The organism is Sphingobium trunci (genome assembly GCF_022664535.1).
Lineage (GTDB): Bacteria > Pseudomonadota > Alphaproteobacteria > Sphingomonadales > Sphingomonadaceae > Sphingobium.
This window is the reverse complement of the sequence record NZ_JAKUJY010000006.1, coordinates 150112-168807: the sequence shown is the minus strand read 5'-3', so window position 1 is coordinate 168807 and position 18696 is coordinate 150112. Positions and strand designations below refer to the sequence as shown.

Sequence of the window (18696 nt, the reverse complement as noted above, 5' to 3'; positions counted from 1 at the left end):
TCATTCCTCCTGATAGGGCGCGGCGAGCGCCGCCCATGCATCGCCTACCCTTTGCCGAGCCTGCGCGTAGCTTTCAAGCAGTGCGTCCCAGCTTTCGACGCCGCAGGCCCGCGCGACCAGAGGCCGGGTGGCCTCCGGCGGTTCGGTCGACTTGGGCGAGACCAGCCGGGAGACGATCAGGAAACGGGTGATGAGATCATGCGCCGCGATCAACCCGCCCGGCAGATGTCCTGCCGCGACCAGTTGCCCCAATGCTTCACGCAAATCGGGGTCGAACGCCACCTTGTGGCGGAACTGCGTGACGTGGATCAGGAATTCCAGATCGACCAGACCGCCCGGCACCAGCTTCACGTCCAGATCGCCTGCGGGCGCCTTATGCTTTGCAATATCGCCGCGCATCTTCACGGCATGGCGCGCCAGAACATCGAAATCGCGCGGCCGCTCCAGCGTTTCGGTGAGGATCGCGCCGAGCGCCGCCCGCGCCGCATCCGACCCGAAAACCGGCCGCGCACGGGTGAGCGCCAGATGTTCCCAGGTCCAGGCCTCCTCCCGCTGATAGCGCGCGAAGCTGTCGAGACTGACTGCCAGCAAGCCCTGCGCGCCGGATGGCCGCAGCCGGGTATCGACTTCATAGAGCGGACCCGCCGCCGTCTGGACCGACAGCGCATTGGTGATCCGCTGGCCCAGGCGGTTGAAATATTGCGTCGCGCCCAGCGGCTTCAGCCCATCGGACTCGGTCTCGAAACTGCCGGTGAAGAGATAGACCAGGTCAAGATCGGAGGCATGGGTCAGCACGCCGCCGCCCAGCCTGCCGAGCGCCAATATCACCATCTCGCCACCCGGCACCTTGCCATGGGCGCGTTCGAACTCAGCGACAGTGGCCGCGCTCAACGCCTCGATGGCCGCCTCCGCCACGCGCGCATAGCCTCGCCCGGCCTCCAGCGGATCGCCGCCGCGAATGATCTGCGCGCCCAGCGCGAAACGGCGGTCATTGACACGCTGCCGCACCCGGTCGAGCAAGGCCTGATAATCCTCCCCTTCCTCCAGACGCGCGAATTGTGCGGCCAGAACCTCCACCGCAGGCGGCGGATCGAAGGCGGAGGTATCGATCAGTCCGTCGAGCAATTCCGCCCGGCGCCCCAGCGCATCGGCCAGCGTCGGCGCATGACTGAGCAGTTCGGCCAGCAGTTCGACCAGGCCCGGCCGTGCCGCCAGCAGCTTGAAGAAGTTGATGGCGCTCGGCAGCCGCCCGATCAGATCGTCGAGCCGGTTGAGCGCCCGCAAGGGATCGGGCGCCGCGGCCAGCGTGCGCATCAGGCCGGGGAGCAATTGCTCCAGCGCCTCGCGGGACGGCCCGCTGCGCAAGGCCCGGATGGTGCCCGACCGCCAGCGCGTGATCCGCGCGACGGGCGCCTCCGGCTCGGCAAAGCCGAGATCGGCGAGTTGCGCCTTCAGCCCGTCCTCGTCATGCGAGAGCGACTCTTCGGCCGTGGGCGGACTGAGCCGGTCATAATTGCAGCCTACCCACCGGACGTGCGGACGCAGCAGGTCGAGCAGCGCCGCGCCATCCTCCAGCCCATGCAGCCGCGCCACATTGTCCATCGACTCAGCCGTCCTGGGCAGTTCGTGGGTCTGGCGGTCCTCGATCATCTGCAGGCGATGCTCGATGGTGCGGAAGAGGACATAGGCTTCGTCCAGTTTCGCCGCGACCTCCGGCTCGAAGACGGCCGCAGCCTCCAGCGCCCGCAGCGCCTCCCGCGTGTTGCCCGGCCGCAATGACGGATCGCGCCCGCCATGGATCAGCTGGTGGACCTGCGCGAAAAATTCGACCTCGCGAATGCCGCCACGCCCACGCTTCAGGTCATAGCCCGGCCCGAAAGCCTGCCCCTGCGCATAATGGTCGCGAATCCGGCGGCTGATGTCGGTGATCGCGTCGATAGCCCCGAAATCCAGGCTCCGCCGCCAGACGAATGGCCGGATCGCCTGCATGAAATAGTCCCCCAACGCGATATCGCCCGCCGCTGGCCGCGCCCGGATGAAGGCAGCCTGCTCCCAACCCAGCGCCGTCGATTCATAATAGCCGATCGCCGCCTCGACGGGCAGGGCGATGGGTGTGGCCTCCGGAGAGGGCCGCAGGCGCAGGTCGACGCGGAACACATAACCGTCACCATCGCGGGCATTGAGCAATTCGCTGACCCGCCGCCCGATCCGCACGGCGGCGTCGGCCGGATCCTCGCGCTCGCCATGCGGCATGGTCCGGGGATCGTAGAGCAGGATCGGATCGATATCGGAGGAATAATTCAGCTCGCGGCTACCATGTTTGCCAAGCCCCAGCACGACAAAGCCCCGGTTCGCGGCATCGGGATAGCGCTCCGCCATGGCGGCGGCCAAAGCCTCCTCCAGCGCCTGATCGGCAAAATCGGACAGGGTGCGCGTAACCCGGTCCAATCCCCACGCCCCGGCCAGATCCGCCGAGGCCGTCACCAGTGCCAAGGCTCCCCGCCGCCGCCGCAGCGACCGTGCTATGCCGTCATCGGGAGACGCCACATCCTGCGCGGCGATCAGCGCTGCGTCGAAATCGCCCTTTTCCAGCAGCCCTGCCACATCCGGAAAGCGATCCATCTGCCTTGCGAGAAAAGGCGAATGCGCCCGCATCCGTGCCGCAGCCGCCAAACCATCCGTCACCCAATCTCTCCCATAATGGCGCCGATATCGCGTGCGTTTGCGACGAACACCAGAAACTTTTACGCATTTTGAGGGTTATTGGGACATGGAAATGCAGCGTAAACCCCTCAGCCGATCGGCCAAGGTACAGGATGGAGCCATCCGTCGCGTGCTGACGATCGGCATGCCGCAGCCCCATGAGGGCGTGGGCAATGCGCTGCGTTCAACCTTCCGCGCCGGCCGGGAATCGGTGCCCGACGACATGCTCGATCTGCTGGCGAAGCTGGACCGTCATTAAGGCGCAGCATTTTATTTACCTGCCTGAGCTATGGTGGCGGATATTTTCCGGGACGCGTCACCATGATCTACAAGGCCTTTGCTGTCGTAACCTTGATCGCTGCACCGATCATCGTGCTGACGGTGCAAAGTTTCGTGCCTCAGGCGAGTCACCCGCCCATAGCCGCCAGCGCGCCCCCCATGGCCGCGCCGGTTGTGGCAACAGTGTTGCCCGCGCCGCCGGTCCCGGTCAGCACGGCACCGGCTGATGCCACGTCCTTCGGCCAGCCGATGCCGGACGCGGGCAAGCCCTTCCTGTCGCCCGGCGCGGGCCTGCCGGAGGTGGCCGCTCCTCATCCCCCTGTACCAGCGGACGTGCCGCCGGCCCTGAACGCCGTCGCCAAATAGCTTTCAGAGCCGGTCTGGAATGCGCGGAAGAGCGCTTTTCGGGGCAGCCTCTCTCTCAGCTCTTGAATGTATCGCACTGCGCCGGATCGCCACTGTCCAGGCCCCGCCGCAGCCAATCCATCCGCTGTTCGCTGGTGCCATGGGTGAAGCTTTCGGGCACTGGCCGCCGCCCCGCCGCCTTTTGCAACGTGTCATCGCCGATCGCCTGCGCCGCCTTCATGCCCTCCTCCAGGTCGCCCGGCTCCATCAGGCCGGTGCGCTTGGCCCAGACGCCTGCATAGCAATCCGCCTGCAATTCCACCCGGACCTGTAGCGCATTGCCCTCCGCCTCGCCCACTGCGCGCTGCTGCCTGTTCACCTGGCCCAGAGTGCCCTCCAGATCCTGGACATGATGGCCGACCTCATGCGCGATCACATAGGCCTGCGCGAAATCGCCCGGCGCACCGAAGCGCTGGCGCAACTCATTGAAAAAATCCGTGTCCAGATAGACCTTCTGATCATTGGGACAGTAGAAAGGCCCCATGGCGCTCTGGGCCGCACCGCAACCCGATGATCCGTTCTGCGAATAGAAGGACAGGACCGTGGGCTGATATTGGCGGCCCGCCTGGGCGAAGGCCTGACCCCAGACCCGCTCGGTCGATCCCAGCACCTTGAGCGACCAGTGCTGGATGTCGCTGAGTTTCGAAGCATCGCGACTCACCGACACATCCTGCTGCACCGGGCCGCCACCGCCGCCCACCAGGCTGAGGGGATTGACGCCCATGAAGGCCAGGATGATCAGCACCACGACGATACCGCCACAGCCGAAACGGCTGCCGATAAAGGGGAGCAACAGGCCGAGGCCCCCACCCAGCCCACCGCCAAATCCGCCGCCTCGGCCGTCCTGGACCTCGAAATTCGTGCTTTCCTGCTCGTCGTCCAGCCGCATGACGTCCCTCTCTTTCCATGTGCTGCCTAGTCTATTCGTCCGGCGGTGAAAACGGCTGCGGGACGGGGCGGGTTTCAGCCGGTCGGCGCCGAATGAACTTAATGTAACAAGACATTCAGTTGGCATGGTCCGTCAGATGCCTATATTGCACTGCGACATGGCCGATACCGAACCCCAACCGCGCCGCCGCGCCAACACCCCCCTCCCCCTGCCCCGCGAAGTGGCGCTGCTCCTGCAGGGTGGGGGCGCGCTGGGGTCCTTCCAGGCGGGAGTCTATCAGCGGCTGGACGAGCTGGGGATTGATATCAGCTGGGTCGCGGGCATTTCCATCGGCGCGGTCAACGCGGCGATCATCGCCGGCAACCCGCCGCACAAGCGCCTCGCCCGCCTCAAGAAATTCTGGCTGACCGTGTCGGGGGGCATGCCCAATATCGTGCTGCCGGAAATCGACCATATCCGCGAAGCCGCCCATCTGATGGCGGCGGGCACGGTCGCCACCTTCGGCGTGCCGGGCATGTTCCGCCCGCGCCTCTGGCCCGCGACACTGATGCCGGAGGGCACGCCGGGCGCGATCAGCTTCTACGACAGCGCGCCGCTCAAGGACACGCTCGACGCCTGCGTCGACTGGGATCTGCTGAACGACGGGCCGGTCCGCCTCTCGGTGGGGGCGGTCGATGTCGAAACCGGCAATTTCGCCTATTGGGACACGCGCGGTCCGGGCGGCAACACCCGCATCGATGCGCGCCACATCATGGCATCCGGCGCCCTGCCTCCCGGCCTGCCGCCGATCGAGATTGACGGGCGCTGGTATTGGGACGGCGGCATCGTGTCCAACACGCCGCTCGCCCATGTGCTCGACCATCAGACCGAGGACATGCTGGTGTTCCAGGTCGACCTTTTCCCCGCCGAGGGGCCAAAGCCCCGGCAGATGACAGATGTCTATTCCCGAACGAAGGACATCCAATATTCCAGCCGTACGAGGCAGGTGACCGACCAGTATCTGAGGCTGCGCAAGGAGCATAAGGCGATCCGTGCCCTGCTCGACAAGCTACCGCCCGAGCTGCAGGACGATTCCGATGCGCTGCGGCTGCGCCAGTTCCTCGATACCGGCTCGGTCAATATCGTCCATCTGATCTATCGCAGCCGCGCCTGGGAAAGCGGCGCGCGCGACTTCGAATTTTCCCGTTCCACCATGCTCGATCACTGGTCGCAGGGCCGCGATGCAGTGGAGGAAGTGATGCACAAGGGTGACCTCATCGCCCGCAACATCGTCAACGGCAAAAGCTCCACCTTCGACCTCGACGCCCCCGACCATCTCAAGGAGAAGCAGGCATGAGCCAGTCACTCAAAGGCAAGACCGCCCTCATCACCGGATCGACCTCCGGCATCGGACTTGCCTATGCCAAGGCATTGGCCGGGGGAGGCGTCAATGTCGTGATCAACGGCTTCGGCGATGCGGATGCGATCGAGAAGGAAAGGCTGGGACTGGAGGCCTTGGGCGGAGCCAAGGCACTCTATAGCGGCCATGACCTCACCAAGCCCGACCAGATCGAGGCGATGATGCAGGAGGCGGCCAGTGCCTTTGGCGGCGTCGATATCCTCATCAACAATGCGGGCATGCAGCATGTCGCACCGGTGGAGGATTTCCCGGTCGATAAATGGAACCTCATCATTGCGCTCAATCTGACCAGCGCCTTTCACACCTCCCGCCTCGCCATCCCCTATATGAAGTCTAAGAAATGGGGCAGGATCATCCAGACGGCGAGCGCCCACTCTCTCACCGCCTCCCCCTTCAAGAGCGCCTATGTGACGGCAAAGCACGGCCTTGCAGGCTTCACCAAGACGCTGGCGCTGGAACTGGCCACCTTCGGCGTGACGGCCAATTGCATTTCGCCCGGCTATGTCTGGACGCCGCTGGTGGAAAACCAGATTCCCGACACGATGAAGGCCCGCGGCATGACCCGGGAGCAGGTGATGAACGATGTGCTGCTTGCCGGGCAGCCGACCAAGCAGTTCGTGACGGTGGAACAGGTCGCAGCCATGGCGCTCTATCTGTGCGGCGATGCCGCCGCGAACATCACCGGCGCGAATATGAGCATCGACGGCGGCTGGACCGCGCAATAAGAGCGGAAGGGTGAGTGCGGCTGTTATTCGCAGCTCACCCCGCCGACTTCGCAAGAAGGCCTCTTAAAACTCAGAGAAAATCTTCCTATGGTCGCCGCCAGTTCAGGGAGACTTAATCTATGCGTCATGCGTTGACGGCCATCATGGCCGCCGCCAGCCTTTCGTCCATTGCCCATGCGCAGTTGCCGGGTACGACGGCGGTTCCAACGGCCCCCACCGCGCCGCCGCCCAATATCATCGCAACGACGATCGCGAAGGACATGGATGACCTCATGTCGCTTTATCGCGATCTTCATGCCAATCCCGAACTGTCCGAACAGGAAACCGCCACCGCAGCGAAGCTCGCCCGGCGCCTCAGGGCGATGAAGTTCACCGTTACCGAAAAGGTGGGTGGAACCGGCGTTGTCGCGGTGATGAAGAATGGGTCCGGCCCGGTGCTGCTGATCCGCGCCGACATGGACGCCCTTCCCGTCACGGAACAGACCGGTCTCGATTATGCCTCCAAGGTCAAGGCCAAGACCGCCGACGGCGTTGAAACCGGCGTGATGCACGCCTGCGGCCATGACACGCACATGACCGCCTTCATCGAAACGGCGCGCCTGCTGTCATCCATGAAGGAGCAGTGGAAGGGCACGCTGGTCATGATCCTCCAGCCAGCCGAAGAGGTCGGCCGTGGTGCCCGGCTGATGCTGGAGGACGGGCTCTACACCCGCTTCCCGCGCCCGACCCACGCCATCGCCTTTCACGACGCGGCAAGCCTGGAGGCAGGGAAGATCGGCTACACCCCGGGCTTCGCGCTCGCCAACGTCGACAGTGTCGATCTGCTGGTGCGCGGATCGGGCGGGCATGGCGCCTATCCCCAGACCACTCGCGACCCGATCGTGCTCGGTGCCCGGATCGTGACCTCATTGCAGACGCTGGTCAGCCGGGAACAGGATCCGTTCGATCCCGCCGTGGTCACGGTCGGCAGCTTCACCGGCGGCACCAAGCATAATGTCATTCCCGATGAAGCGAAGATGCTTCTGACCGTGCGCAGCTATTCGGACGAAACCCGCGAAAAGCTGATCCGGGGCATAGAGCGTATCGCGCGGGGGGAGGCCATTGCGGCGGGGGTGCCCGACGACAAGATGCCGGTCATATCGGTGAAGGACGAATTCACGCCGTCCACCTACAATCCGCCGCTGTTCGCGAACCAGATGGGCGATGTGCTGAAGGGGCATTTCCCGGCCGGCACCGTCATGGAGACCAAGCCCTCCATGGCGGGCGAGGATTTCGGCCGCTATTACCGGGCCGACAAGAGCATCAACAGCTTCATCTTCTGGGTCGGCGGCGTGCCCGCGGATCAGATGGCAAAGGCGGCAGCAGGCGAAATCACCCTGCCTTCGCTGCACAGCCCCTTCTGGGCGCCGCAGGCGGACAAGGTCATCGCCACGGCCAGCGAAGCCATGACCGTGCTGGCGCTCCATATCCTGAAACGGGATTGAAGACGGGAGGACGGAGACGGGAGCGGCGAGCAAAGGCCCCAACCCGCCGAAACCGGCCGCCCTATTCCCCCAGGATCACATCCACCCCCGCGCGGGCGTGGATGCTGGTGCCGTCGTAGATCGGCAACACATTGGCCTTCACATCGACGATCATTTCAAGCTCCGTGCAGGCAAGGATCGCCGCCTGGACATTTTCCTTGGCGATGTCGGTAAGTTCCGACTTCATATAGCGCTCGGACTCGCGGCTGACCTTGCCGATGGTCAGTTCATCATAAACGATGCGATCGATCCGCTCGGCCAGTTCCATGTCGGGCGGCAACAGCGAAATGCCGTGCGCCACCAGCCGCTGGCGATAGAATTTCTCCGTCATCACATTGCGCGTGCCGATCAGCGCGGCCTTTTCGATCCCGTCGGCCTGCATCTTGCGCCCGACCGCCTCGGCAATGTTGATGATCGGAATGTCGATCCCGGCCTGCACCTCGTCATAGACCCTGTGCATGGAATTGGCGCAGATCAACAACGCCGCTGCGCCGCCCTGCTCCAGCCGCCGCGCCGACGCGGTCAGCACTTCGGCTGCGTGGGTCCATTCCTCCTCGGTCGCCGAGCGGCCGATATCGGCAAAGTCCAGGCTCTCGATCAGCAACGGCGCGCTGTGCTGGCCGCCGCGCGCGCGATACACCGCCTGGTTGATGATCTGATAATAGCGCGCCGTCGACGTCCAGCTAAGGCCGCCAATCAGACCAAGTTTCTTCATCTACCCGCTTACCCCAATATGCCTTCTGCAAATCGTTAGGGATGGCGTCCCGCATCGGCAAGCCCCTTCCTGCCCACGCCAACGCAAAGGCGAAGGGCGAACAGGCTGCCCGCCGCGCCGGCAAGGCCTCCAGCGACAGCCAGGCCCATGTTTTCGAGCAGGAAAGCGTTTGCCGCGACGGCCCATCCGGCCATGCCGCCGACCCATGCCAGCGCTGGTCCCATCCCCGCTGCCAAGACCCATTTCGCCGAGCCATGGCCCGCCGCCAGACCGACTCCGATGCAGCCACCCAACCATGCCCATTGCCCATCAGCCCGAAAGGCCCAACAGAACGCACCGGCCAGCGCCAGAGACACGCTGGCGAATAATGGCTGTTCGATCCGCCGCATCCTGCGCCAGAGGATCGTCATCGCTCCGGCAAAAGCCATCGCGCCAAAGCCCGCGCCCAGCCCCATCGCGATTGCCGCATCCGGCAACATCCCGTCCGTCCGATCATCCAGCAGTCCGAAAGCATGGGGATTACGCCATAGGCCGAGGTCAAGCAGCATGGCGGCCAATCCCGTCTGCGCCAGAAAGCCCGCCAGCAAGGCTGGCAAGGTTGTCTTGGCTATACTCCGTCCGAGCAGCAAGCCGGCCGCGCTCCCGGCCAGCAGCGCAGCGCAAATCTGCGGCATGGCCATGACATCATGGCTGTAGAGCGTCACCGCCCCCAACACCGCCATGCCTGCAAAGGCGATATGCGCACTCTGCCGTACCCGGCCGCTCAACCCGACCCATAGCGAAAGACCGAACAGGAGCGCCGCCAACGCCCATGTGATCGCTATCGTCGGATCGAGTCCTTCGATCACGGCCGATCCAGCCGCCGCGCCGCGGCCAGCCCGCCGCAGAGCGATGCACTGCCCAGCAGCACCGCCGCCAGCCCCAGCATCCGGGCGGACATACTCCCCGCCTCCGCCGCGACGATCAAACCGCCGATCATGACGGCCGAACACAGAATCTGGGCCACCGCGACGAGCGCCCATCCCTCATTCGGCCGCGCCCGCCAGCCGATGACCAAGCCGAAGGCGCAGGCAGCCAGAAAGGAAATGAGGAGGAACAGGGTCATCTGTTCCCCCTCATTGCATTCTGTCCCGGCCGGTCAAGCCCCGACGATCAGAGCAGGCGCTCGTTCACGACCTTGCCGCCCTGGGTGATGCGGATCGCGTTGCCGATTTCCTCATCCAGCACGGGCGCATTCTGGTCCTTGTTCCAGAAAGCCGAGAGAAAATTGTAGAGATTGCGCGCGAACAGCGCCGAAGCATCGGCGGCCAGACGGGACGGCACATTCTTGTGCCCGACGATCTTCACGCCATGACGCTCGACCACCTCGCCCAGCACCGCACCCTCGACATTGCCGCCCTGCTCGACGGCGAGGTCGACGATCACGCTGCCCGGCCGCATCGAGGCGATCTGCGCGTCCGAAATCAGGCGCGGGGCAGCCCTGCCGGGTATCAGCGCGGTGGTGATGACGATATCCTGCTTGGCGATATGGCCGGACACCAGTTCGGCCTGTGCCTTCTGATATTCCTCCGACATTTCGGTGGCGTAACCACCTTTGCCTTCACCCTCGATCCCCGCGACGCTTTCGACGAAGATCGCCTTGGCGCCCAGGCTCTCAATCTGCTCCTTGGTGGCGGAGCGCACATCGGTCGCGGAGACCTGCGCGCCGAGGCGCTTGGCCGTGGCGATGGCCTGAAGCCCAGCGACGCCCACCCCCATGATGAAGGCCTTGGCCGGGGACACCGTACCCGCCGCTGTCATCATCATCGGCAGCGAACGGCCATATTCCGCCGCGGCATCCAGTACCGCCTTGTAACCGGCGAGATTCGACTGGGAGGAGAGGATATCCATCGACTGCGCACGGGTGATGCGCGGCATGAACTCCATCGCCAGCGCTTCATAGCCGGCCGCAGCATAGGCATCCACCCGAGCCCGCTCGACAAAGGGATTGAGGCCGGCGACGATCCATGCCCCCGGCCTGGCACCCGAAATGCTGGCTACGTCCGGCCCCTGCACGCCCAGGACGATGTCCGCGCCCGCCACCGTCGCGGCACGGTCGGCGACGGTCGCGCCCATGGCGGCATAATCGGCATCGGCTATGGCGGCGGCCAGGCCAGCGCCCGCTTCCACCGCGACATCGGCGCCCAGCGCCTTGAACTTCTTGACGGTTTCCGGCGTGCCGGAAACGCGGCGCTCACCTTCGGCGAGCTCCTTCACTATTGCGATTTTCATGGACATCCCCCTGCTGCCGCCACCTTAATGGGCGATCAGCACCACCACCAGAGCGCCGACGAGCGCGCAGGCAACCGTGCCCCATTTCATGAGGGAAACGAACCCCTCATAAGTCTCAGTCGCGCTCTTGATATTCCCTTCCGACGCCATGCTCGGTCCCTCTCACCTGTTTTGACCGCCCCTCTTATCGTCAAGGCCGTCCCCCCTCAAGGCTTCACGGAACAAGAAAATCTTTCCGGTTAAGCCCGTCTTTACCCCCTCCCGCTACCTTCGCATCGTGGTTCAGAAAGAGGGTTAAGATGGCGCGCGACGGCGTTCCCATGCTGATGTTGATCGACGACGAGCCTGCCCAACGCAGGCTGGTGTCGGCGCTTGCCGCCCGTGCGGGCTGGCGCACGATCTTCGCCAATGACGGCGACACCGCCATTGCGATGCTGGGCACCCAGGACGGCATGCGGCTGGACGCCGTGATTCTCGACCAGTGGAGCCCGAGCTACGAGCCGACCGGGCTGATCCGCGAATTGCGGGCGCGCCGCCCCGCGCTGCCGATCCTGATCCTCACCGCCCATAACAATGTCGCCGTCGCCGTCGAGGCCATGCGCGCGGGCGCCACCGACTATCTGTCCAAGCCGATCGCGCCCGAACGGCTGCTCTCGGCCCTCAACGCCACGCTGAACGGCGAACATGGCAAGGGCGAACTGCGCCCGCTGACCGAGAAGATTCCCGCATCTCTCTCCTTCGAGGATGTGGTGGGCGCCGCGCCGCAATTCCGCGCCGCGCTGGCGATCGCCGCAAAGGCGGCGCGCGCCCGCGTTCCTGTGCTGATCGAGGGCGAAAGCGGCGTCGGCAAGGATGTGCTGGCCCGCGCCATCCACGCCGCTTCCCCCCGGCATAAACAGCCGATGATCACGGTCAATTGCGGCGCCATTCCCGCAAATCTGGTCGAATCTGACCTGTTCGGCCATGAACGCGGCGCCTTTACCGGCGCCTTCGATCGGCAGGTCGGCAAGTTCGTCGCCGCCGACATGGGCACCATCTTCCTCGACGAAGTCAGCGAAATGCCGTTGGACGCGCAGGTCAAGCTGCTGCGCGTGCTCCAGGATGGCGAGGTTCAGCCGATCGGCGCCCGCCGCCCCGTGCATGTCGACGTCCGCGTCATCGCCGCCACCAACAAGAAGCTGATCGACGAGATCGAGGCAGGCCGTTTCCGCGAGGATCTCTATTATCGCCTCAACGTCGTCCAGCTCACCATTCCGCCCTTGCGCGACCGGCTGGGCGACGTTCCCGCGCTCTGCCGCCATCTGCTCGCGCGGATCGCAACCCAGCCGGGGCTGCGGGGGCTGGGACTCACCGACGACGCGCTGGCACTGCTGATGCAGCATGACTGGCCGGGCAATGTCCGCCAGCTTCAGAACGCCCTGTTCCGCGCCGCCGTATTGTGCGAGGGCGACGCACTGACCGCGCAGGATTTCCCGCAGATCGCCGCCGTCATCCGCAATCGCGCCCTTGGCGACACGCCCCATGCGCGGCTGCGCGCGGTGCCGCAAGCGCATCGGGAAGCAGCGGGCATTACCCTGTTCGAAGGCGACGGCCATGTCCGCCAACTGGCCGAAATCGAAGCCGACGTCATCCGCCTCGCCATCGGCCATTATCGCGGCCGCATGACGGAAGTAGCCCGGCGCCTGGGCATCGGTAGATCCACGCTTTACCGCAAGCTCGCCGAACTGGGCATCGACAGCGCGGCATGATCGGGGCCGCTTAATCCTTCGGTTTGCGGCTGCGCCGTTGAAATATCGGGGCGGCTATGCTTTGGAACGCGTATGAAAAGCGTTTCCCTTGCCGTCACCATGCCCCTCCTGCTGCTGGTCGCCTGCGGGCGAGCCGAGCCGGTGGAGGATCTGCCGAGCCAGGACGAACTGGCCGCCGCCGCCAATGCCGCCGCGGCAAAGGCCATGGCAGCAGCCAAGGCCGACACCCCGGCTTCGCGCAATTATGTGAATGTCGAGCGGGGCTATTCCTTCACCTTCCCCGAAGGCTGGCAGAAGGACAATGCGTCCAGCAATGCCGACGGCGCCGTCTATCAGGATCCCGGCGCAGGGGCGGACGTGCGCGTCTTCTGGCAGAAGAATGACGGCGACCAGACGCTGCAACAACTGGTCCAAACGGTGAATGAAGGCTCCGAAGGCGTCAGCGGCGACTTTGTCGGCGATCATGAATATCGTGGCACGGCCAATGACGGCGAAGGCAATAATGTCGCGCTGCGGCTGATGAAGCAGCCGGACGGATCGCTCGTCTCCGCGACCTTCGTCTATCCTGAAATGTTGAGCGAACAATATCAGGCCATGGCGGAGAAGACGCTGGACAGCCTGAAGATCTTCGCGCCCAAGGCTCAAACGGCCGAAGGCAGTGCGGTTCCAGCCGCCGCTGACAACACCGCGCGCTGATCCCGCTCCCGGCCCCCGGCCTCAAACGGCGCTCAACCCGGCATCGGCCAGACCACGCCACAGATGAAGCGCCTGCACGCTTTCCCTGACATCGTGCACGCGCACCATTTGCGCGCCCAGTTCGGCGGCTCGGAACGCCAGCGCCACCGATCCGCCCAACCGCTCCGGCGCGGGCGCTTCGTTGGACAGCGCGCCGATCAACCGCTTGCGGCTGCCCGCGAACAGCAAGGGCACGCCCAACCCCTGAAAGGTGGCCAATCCGTTCACCAGCGCCAGATTGTCCGCCAGCGACTTGCCGAATCCCAGCCCCGGATCGACCATGATCCTGTCACGAGCCATCCCCGCAGCGAGGCAGGCCTCCACCCGCGCCTCCAACATGTCGAACACATCGGCCACGACATCGCCATAGCCCCCCGGATTCTCATGCGGATCGTCGCCAGCCGAGGGGGCATGCATCAGGATCACCGGACATCCGGCCGCGACCACCACTTCCATGGCGCGCGGATCGTGCAATAATGCGCTCACATCATTGACTACGCGCGCACCCGCGGCCAGTGCCGCCTCCATCACCGCCGCCTTGCGCGTGTCGATGGACATGGGAACGCCCGCCGCCGCGAGCTGCTCGATCACCGGCACGACGCGGGCGATCTCGTCCCCTTCCCACAGGCGCGGCGCTTTGGGCCGGGTCGATTCTCCCCCTACGTCGATCAGCGCGGCACCGGCCGCGGCCATGGCAAAACCGGCATCCGCCGCCGCCTGCGGATCGTCCATATGCCTGCCGCCGTCGGAGAAACTGTCGGGCGTGATGTTGAGGATGGCCATCACCTGCGGCGCGTCGAAGCGGATGGTCCGATCGCCTAATAGCAGAGGCTGGCGCTGTGCCGAGATATGCGCTGCCAGCCGCTGCGCCCGCTCGGCCAGTGCATCGGGCAGTCGGGCCACGCTATCGGGAAATTCGGCCACCGGAATCGTCGCCCGCGCCAACCGCTGCCCGTCTTTGCGCGCGGTCAGTTCATAGCCCTGAAACCAGAGCAACCCGTTGCCCATCCGCGCCACCGATCCATCCGGCAGTCCGATGGGCGAAGGCACGAACCATGTGGGGCGCAGGTAGAGACGCGCATCGGCAGGCAGGTTGGGGAGGATCATGATGCCCCTCCAGGACGATCAGGGTTCGTTGGCGAGCAGATAGGTCTGACGCAGCGTATCGATCGGCTTCAACCCATTCTCGGTCTCATGGTGCCAGAAGGTCCAGCCATTGCAACTCGGCGCGCCTTGAAGCGTGGCACCCATCTTGTGGATCGACCCGCTGTCCGTCCCGACGGCGAGCGAGCCATCCGCCCGCACCACCGCCTGCCAGCGGCGCCTGGCATCGGTCAGCACCGCGCCCGGCTGCAGATAGCCGGTTTCCACCAGCGTGCCGAAGGCGACCTTGGGCTGCTGGCGCGCGGTCTGCATGATGGTGAGCGACGATTCATCCAGCGGCAGCGCGGCCTCGATCCGCTCCAGCGCGACCTCGATATAATCATCCTCACGTTCGATGCCGATCCATTTGCGGCCCAGCCGCTTCGCCACCGCGCCCGTGGTGCCGGTGCCGAAAAAGGGATCGAGCACGACATCGCCTGGCTTGGTGCAGGCCAGCAGCACGCGGTAGAGCAGCGCCTCCGGCTTCTGCGTCGGATGCGCCTTGGTGCCGTTGCGCTTCAGCCGCTCCTGCCCGCCGCAGATCGGCAGCACCCAGTCGGAGCGCATCTGCAACTCATCATTCAGCGTCTTCATCGCCTTGTAGTTGAACGTATATTTGGCGTCCTCCCCCTGGCTCGCCCAGATCAGCGTCTCATGCGCGTTGGTGAAGCGGGTGCCCTTGAAATTGGGCATGGGGTTGGACTTGCGCCAGATGATGTCGTTGAGGATCCAGAAACCCTCATCCTGCAGGGCAGTGCCGACGCGGAAGATATTGTGATAGCTGCCGATCACCCAGATCGAGCCATTGGGTTTCAGGATGCGGCGCGCCTCGCGCAGCCACGCCTTGGTGAAACGGTCATAGCTGCCCAGCGTATCGAACTTGTCCCAGTCATTGTCGACCGCATCGACACGGCTGCCCTCGGGCCGGAACAGGTCGCCACCCAGTTGGAGATTATAGGGCGGATCGGCGAAGATCATGTCGATACAGGCGTCGGGTAGCTTCGCCATTTCCGAAATGCAGTCGCCGCGCAGCAGGCGGTCGGCCTCGACCTCGGCCGGCGCAACCGCCTTCTTCCGCCGCGGCGCGACGCGTTCCATGACACCCATTATGTGACCCCCGTTCGGTTCTGAGGCCCAGCGATGAGTCCTCGGGAGTCCCCCGTCAAGATCAGCAACTTAGCATATAAGCCTCAGAAAATGGTTAACGCGGACCGGAACGAACCGGGTAGCCACGACATATTGAGTCCTTGGCGACTCGCCGGACTCAACATCAGGTAGTGTGTCTCAAAAGACTCAGCCGAAAAGCCCCTGAAAGTTTTTTTGGTTAACGCCGCTGGCAGAGGCAAAAATGCGCCATCGCTTGACCAATTCATAACCCAATGATTATGAAAACACGGATGACGGAACAGATTTTAAGAGGCGATCGGTCGGCCGCCTGCGATGAACTCTTCAAGGCGCTGGCTGATGCCACGAGGCGCGCCTTGCTCGAATATCTGGTCCGCGAGGGCGAACAGAGCGTGCATGCCCTCACCGCCATTTCGGAGGTATCGCAGCCGATGGTCTCCCGCCACCTCGGCAAGCTGAAGCGCGCCAATCTCGTGACGGCGCGCCGGTCGGGCCGCGAAACCTATTATAGCGCACGGGCCAAGGGCCTTGCCCCGGTGGTCCAGTGGATGGCCGTCTACGGCGCGCTCTGGTCGCAGCGTTTCACCGCATTGGAAGAGCTGGACGGCTACTGAGCCAGGATTTTTTCGATCAACGCCACATCGTCCGGCTTGTCGGCATCGATGCAGGCTTCCGCCTTGTCCATCGCCACCAGCCGGGCGGACAGGCCAAAGCGCCGCCCCATCCGCGCCATTCCGCCCCGCAGCGTGGAAATCCGCAACACCGCCCCCAGCAACGCCAAAGGCCCGAACGCGGAGAGGATCTTCCACCCCTTCTTCCGGTCCTGCTCGACCTCCTGCCAGAGCGCGATGACGGGTCGCGCCTTCACGCTGCCGAACCAGAAGATATTGGCCCCCGACCACCAGCCGTCCCGAAATTTGAGCCAGGTCCGCCGCGATCCCGGATAATGCGGCAGCAAGGTCTCGCGCTCCACCATTGCCACCGCAATGTCAGCGCCCAAGGCCTCGCGCACCATCTGGTCCAGCATAGCGCCGTCCAGCAACACATGATCGGCCGTGGTCATCAGCAACGGAAAGGGGAACTCCCCGCGATCCAGAAATTCCATCAGCGAAGAGGCGATGCCGCCCCCGCTCTTCTGAAACCGCACCTTGGGGTGCCCGGCCAGCCATGCCGTCGCGGGATCGGCGGCGAACAGTTCAGGCGCCTGCGTCAGCACGACCACCTGTCCGATCGCCGGATGCGCCAGAAGGGCACGTGCCGGATGATTGATCATCGGCTCGCCGGCAACCGGGACCAGCGGCTTCACCGCTACGCCAGCGGCCACCGCAAGCGGATCGACACCCGAACGCGAGCCTGCGAGCAATATGGCGGTAATATTGGAAGCCGGTTCGGTCATCCGCGCGCGTTAGCGAAGGCCGGGAGGCACGAAAAGCTATTTCCCGGTCGCAGCGGGGGCCGCGATAGGCGCCTGTTGCTTCTGCGCCACCTGCACGGGCAGGCCGACGCGCAGGTTCTTCAACTGCACCAGCCGGGCGCGGAACGCAGCCAGCTCGCGCCCTTCAAGCTGCGCCGTGGTGGTGAACTTCACCGACAGCGGATTGATCACCTGCCCATTGCGATACAGTTCATAGTGCAGATGCGGCCCGGTCGACAGGCCGGTCGACCCGACATAGCCGATCACCTGCCCCTGCCGCACCCGCTGGCCGGGCGCCGCCGCGATCCGGCTCATATGCGCATAGCCGGTGGCAAGGCCGTTGCCATGCTCCAACCGCACATAATTGCCATGGCCGCCATGCCGCCCGGCATAGGATACGACGCCGTCGGTCGCCGCATAGATGGGCGATCCATAAGGCGCGGCGAAGTCGATGCCCGCGTGCATGCGCGTATAGCCCAGAATGGGGTGATAGCGCATCCCGAAGCTGGAGGACACGCGACCGGCCACCGGCGAAGACAGCACGCCGCGCCGCTGGCCGACACCCGACGCCTCGAACCACTGCGTCCGGCCGTCGCTGTTCCATTTCAGCATGTCGATTCCGCGTCCGCTCGCCCGGTGCAGCCCCGCGAACAGCAGATCGCCCACCTCGACGTCGCCGGTATCCGCGCGATGATATTCGGTGATGATGTCATAGCGGTCGCCCGCCGAGATCGATCCCAGATCGACCTGCTGCGCCACCACGCGCAGGAAGCTCTGGATCGCCTTGGGCGGCGCCCCCGCAGCCCGCGCCGAACGGTACAGGCTCTCGCCCACGACGCCCTGGATGCGCAGCGGCGTATCGTCGACATGAATGGCGGTCCGCTGCACCTGCAACGCTCCGCCGACCCGCGATATTTCGATGCCCAGGTCCAGCCGCGCCCGGAAGGCCAGCCTGTCGAGCGGGCGCGGCATATCCCGGCTCGCCCGGCGTCCCAGCAGGATATCGAGCGGCGTGCCCGGCTTCATTCCCGCGCCGGCATCCCCGGCAACCAGACTTGTGACCGTCGCCACGTCGCCGCTGCTCACGCCCGCCCGGGTCAGTGCGCTCCCCAGCGAATCGCTCCCGCCAATCTGTGCACGCAGTTCGATCTGCGGCCGCTCCGGCGTCTCGCGCAGCGGCTGCACCGCATCGGTCGGGCCCATGCGCCGCCCGCTGTCCGCTCCCAGAGCGAGCGGCGTGATCATCTGGCTGCGCACTTCGTCGAACTGCTTCGACGCCATCAGTGGCTGTGGCTCGCCCGGCAAGGCATGGAATCCCGGCGACAGGTAGAGCGCCGCAGCGCACAGCCCGAAACAGGTCGCAAGTCCCCGAAACCATGTGAAACTGCCGACGCGCTGTCCCAGATCGGGGACCAGGTCGACATCCTCGGCCCAGTCGCGGACCCTGTCCCGCCAACCGCGTTGGTCGACCGCAGCACCGCCATGGCGAAGGGAGTCAGTCAGCCACAGCGACGCAGAGGCGCCGCCCTGCTGGGCATTGATCTGACTGCCATGAAACACGGTAAACAGGCCCCCCGGGGCAAACCGCCACGACCCCCGCCGCGCGTTCATCCGCAATTTTG

Annotated in this window: 19 protein-coding genes; 8 read left to right on the top strand and 11 right to left on the bottom strand. The window is 65.0% G+C overall.

Going from position 1 to position 18696, the window contains the following annotated elements; all coding sequences use genetic code 11:
* Entirely contained in the window at positions 1 to 2655 is a 2655-nt protein-coding gene (locus MJ601_RS07900; protein ID WP_245405715.1) for a bifunctional [glutamine synthetase] adenylyltransferase/[glutamine synthetase]-adenylyl-L-tyrosine phosphorylase, read from the bottom strand.
* A gap of 115 nt (positions 2656 to 2770) precedes the next feature.
* Between MJ601_RS07900 and MJ601_RS07895 the strand changes: the two genes are divergently transcribed.
* Together MJ601_RS07895 and MJ601_RS07890 are read left to right on the top strand one after the other, a co-directional pair.
* Complete coding sequence (locus MJ601_RS07895; protein ID WP_242125083.1) at positions 2771 to 2962, top strand: hypothetical protein; 192 nt, start codon at positions 2771 to 2773, stop codon at positions 2960 to 2962.
* 62 nt (positions 2963 to 3024) lie between these two features.
* Positions 3025 to 3348, top strand: coding sequence for a hypothetical protein (locus MJ601_RS07890; protein WP_242125081.1), 324 nt, complete (start codon positions 3025 to 3027; stop codon positions 3346 to 3348).
* Between the two features lie 55 nt (positions 3349 to 3403).
* Here MJ601_RS07890 and ypfJ read toward each other — a convergent pair whose 3' ends face one another.
* Complete coding sequence (ypfJ, locus tag MJ601_RS07885) at positions 3404 to 4276, bottom strand: KPN_02809 family neutral zinc metallopeptidase (RefSeq protein WP_242125079.1); 873 nt, start codon at positions 4274 to 4276, stop codon at positions 3404 to 3406.
* Between the two features lie 157 nt (positions 4277 to 4433).
* Here ypfJ and MJ601_RS07880 point away from each other — a divergent pair, with 157 nt between their 5' ends.
* From MJ601_RS07880 to MJ601_RS07870, 3 genes are all read left to right on the top strand, one after another.
* Positions 4434 to 5612 carry a DUF3734 domain-containing protein gene (locus MJ601_RS07880; RefSeq protein ID WP_242125180.1) on the top strand — a complete coding sequence of 393 codons (1179 nt, stop codon included), beginning with the start codon at positions 4434 to 4436 and terminating at the stop codon, positions 5610 to 5612.
* On the top strand, positions 5609 to 6400 hold the full coding sequence (locus MJ601_RS07875; protein WP_242125077.1) for a 3-hydroxybutyrate dehydrogenase: 792 nt from the start codon (positions 5609 to 5611) through the stop codon (positions 6398 to 6400). The genes MJ601_RS07880 and MJ601_RS07875 overlap by 4 nt, the downstream gene beginning before the upstream one ends.
* Positions 6401 to 6519: 119 nt before the next feature.
* The gene (locus MJ601_RS07870) at positions 6520 to 7884 is read left to right on the top strand and encodes an amidohydrolase (protein WP_242125075.1); all 1365 of its coding nucleotides are present in this window, start codon (positions 6520 to 6522) and stop codon (positions 7882 to 7884) included.
* Positions 7885 to 7945: 61 nt separating this feature from the next.
* Here MJ601_RS07870 and MJ601_RS07865 read toward each other — a convergent pair whose 3' ends face one another.
* Genes MJ601_RS07865 through MJ601_RS07845 form a run of 5 tightly spaced genes read right to left on the bottom strand, consistent with a single transcriptional unit; the run spans position 7946 to position 11059 of the window.
* A complete protein-coding gene (locus MJ601_RS07865) occupies positions 7946 to 8638 on the bottom strand; it encodes an aspartate/glutamate racemase family protein (RefSeq protein WP_242125073.1) in 693 nt (230 codons plus the stop codon).
* 35 nt (positions 8639 to 8673) lie between these two features.
* A complete protein-coding gene (locus tag MJ601_RS07860; protein ID WP_242125071.1) occupies positions 8674 to 9486 on the bottom strand; it encodes an NAD(P)(+) transhydrogenase (Re/Si-specific) subunit beta in 813 nt (270 codons plus the stop codon).
* The gene (locus MJ601_RS07855) at positions 9483 to 9743 is read right to left on the bottom strand and encodes a proton-translocating transhydrogenase family protein (RefSeq protein WP_242125069.1); all 261 of its coding nucleotides are present in this window, start codon (positions 9741 to 9743) and stop codon (positions 9483 to 9485) included. The genes MJ601_RS07860 and MJ601_RS07855 overlap by 4 nt, the downstream gene beginning before the upstream one ends.
* A gap of 47 nt (positions 9744 to 9790) precedes the next feature.
* Complete coding sequence (locus tag MJ601_RS07850) at positions 9791 to 10909, bottom strand: NAD(P) transhydrogenase subunit alpha (protein WP_242125067.1); 1119 nt, start codon at positions 10907 to 10909, stop codon at positions 9791 to 9793.
* Between the two features lie 24 nt (positions 10910 to 10933).
* Positions 10934 to 11059, bottom strand: coding sequence for an aa3-type cytochrome c oxidase subunit IV (locus MJ601_RS07845; RefSeq protein WP_242125065.1), 126 nt, complete (start codon positions 11057 to 11059; stop codon positions 10934 to 10936).
* Positions 11060 to 11208: 149 nt separating this feature from the next.
* Here MJ601_RS07845 and MJ601_RS07840 point away from each other — a divergent pair, with 149 nt between their 5' ends.
* On the top strand, positions 11209 to 12657 hold the full coding sequence (locus MJ601_RS07840; RefSeq protein WP_242125063.1) for a sigma-54-dependent transcriptional regulator: 1449 nt from the start codon (positions 11209 to 11211) through the stop codon (positions 12655 to 12657).
* A 72-nt stretch (positions 12658 to 12729) separates the two neighbouring features.
* Positions 12730 to 13353, top strand: a complete 624-nt coding sequence (locus MJ601_RS07835; protein ID WP_242125061.1) for a hypothetical protein — start codon at positions 12730 to 12732, stop codon at positions 13351 to 13353.
* 21 nt (positions 13354 to 13374) lie between these two features.
* On the opposite strand, the gene folP is transcribed toward MJ601_RS07835, so the two are convergent.
* On the bottom strand, positions 13375 to 14499 hold the full coding sequence (folP, locus tag MJ601_RS07830) for a dihydropteroate synthase (RefSeq protein ID WP_242125058.1): 1125 nt from the start codon (positions 14497 to 14499) through the stop codon (positions 13375 to 13377).
* 18 nt (positions 14500 to 14517) lie between these two features.
* On the bottom strand, positions 14518 to 15642 hold the full coding sequence (locus MJ601_RS07825; RefSeq protein WP_281061221.1) for a site-specific DNA-methyltransferase: 1125 nt from the start codon (positions 15640 to 15642) through the stop codon (positions 14518 to 14520).
* Positions 15643 to 15932: 290 nt separating this feature from the next.
* Between MJ601_RS07825 and MJ601_RS07820 the strand changes: the two genes are divergently transcribed.
* Entirely contained in the window at positions 15933 to 16274 is a 342-nt protein-coding gene (locus tag MJ601_RS07820) for an ArsR/SmtB family transcription factor (protein ID WP_242125056.1), read from the top strand.
* Here the strand turns inward: MJ601_RS07820 and MJ601_RS07815 are convergent.
* The gene (locus tag MJ601_RS07815; RefSeq protein WP_242125054.1) at positions 16268 to 17056 is read right to left on the bottom strand and encodes a nucleotidyltransferase family protein; all 789 of its coding nucleotides are present in this window, start codon (positions 17054 to 17056) and stop codon (positions 16268 to 16270) included. The genes MJ601_RS07820 and MJ601_RS07815 overlap by 7 nt on opposite strands.
* Positions 17057 to 17092: 36 nt before the next feature.
* Positions 17093 to 18634, bottom strand: a complete 1542-nt coding sequence (locus tag MJ601_RS07810; RefSeq protein ID WP_242125052.1) for a peptidoglycan DD-metalloendopeptidase family protein — start codon at positions 18632 to 18634, stop codon at positions 17093 to 17095.
* Positions 18635 to 18696: the final 62 nt, after the last annotated feature.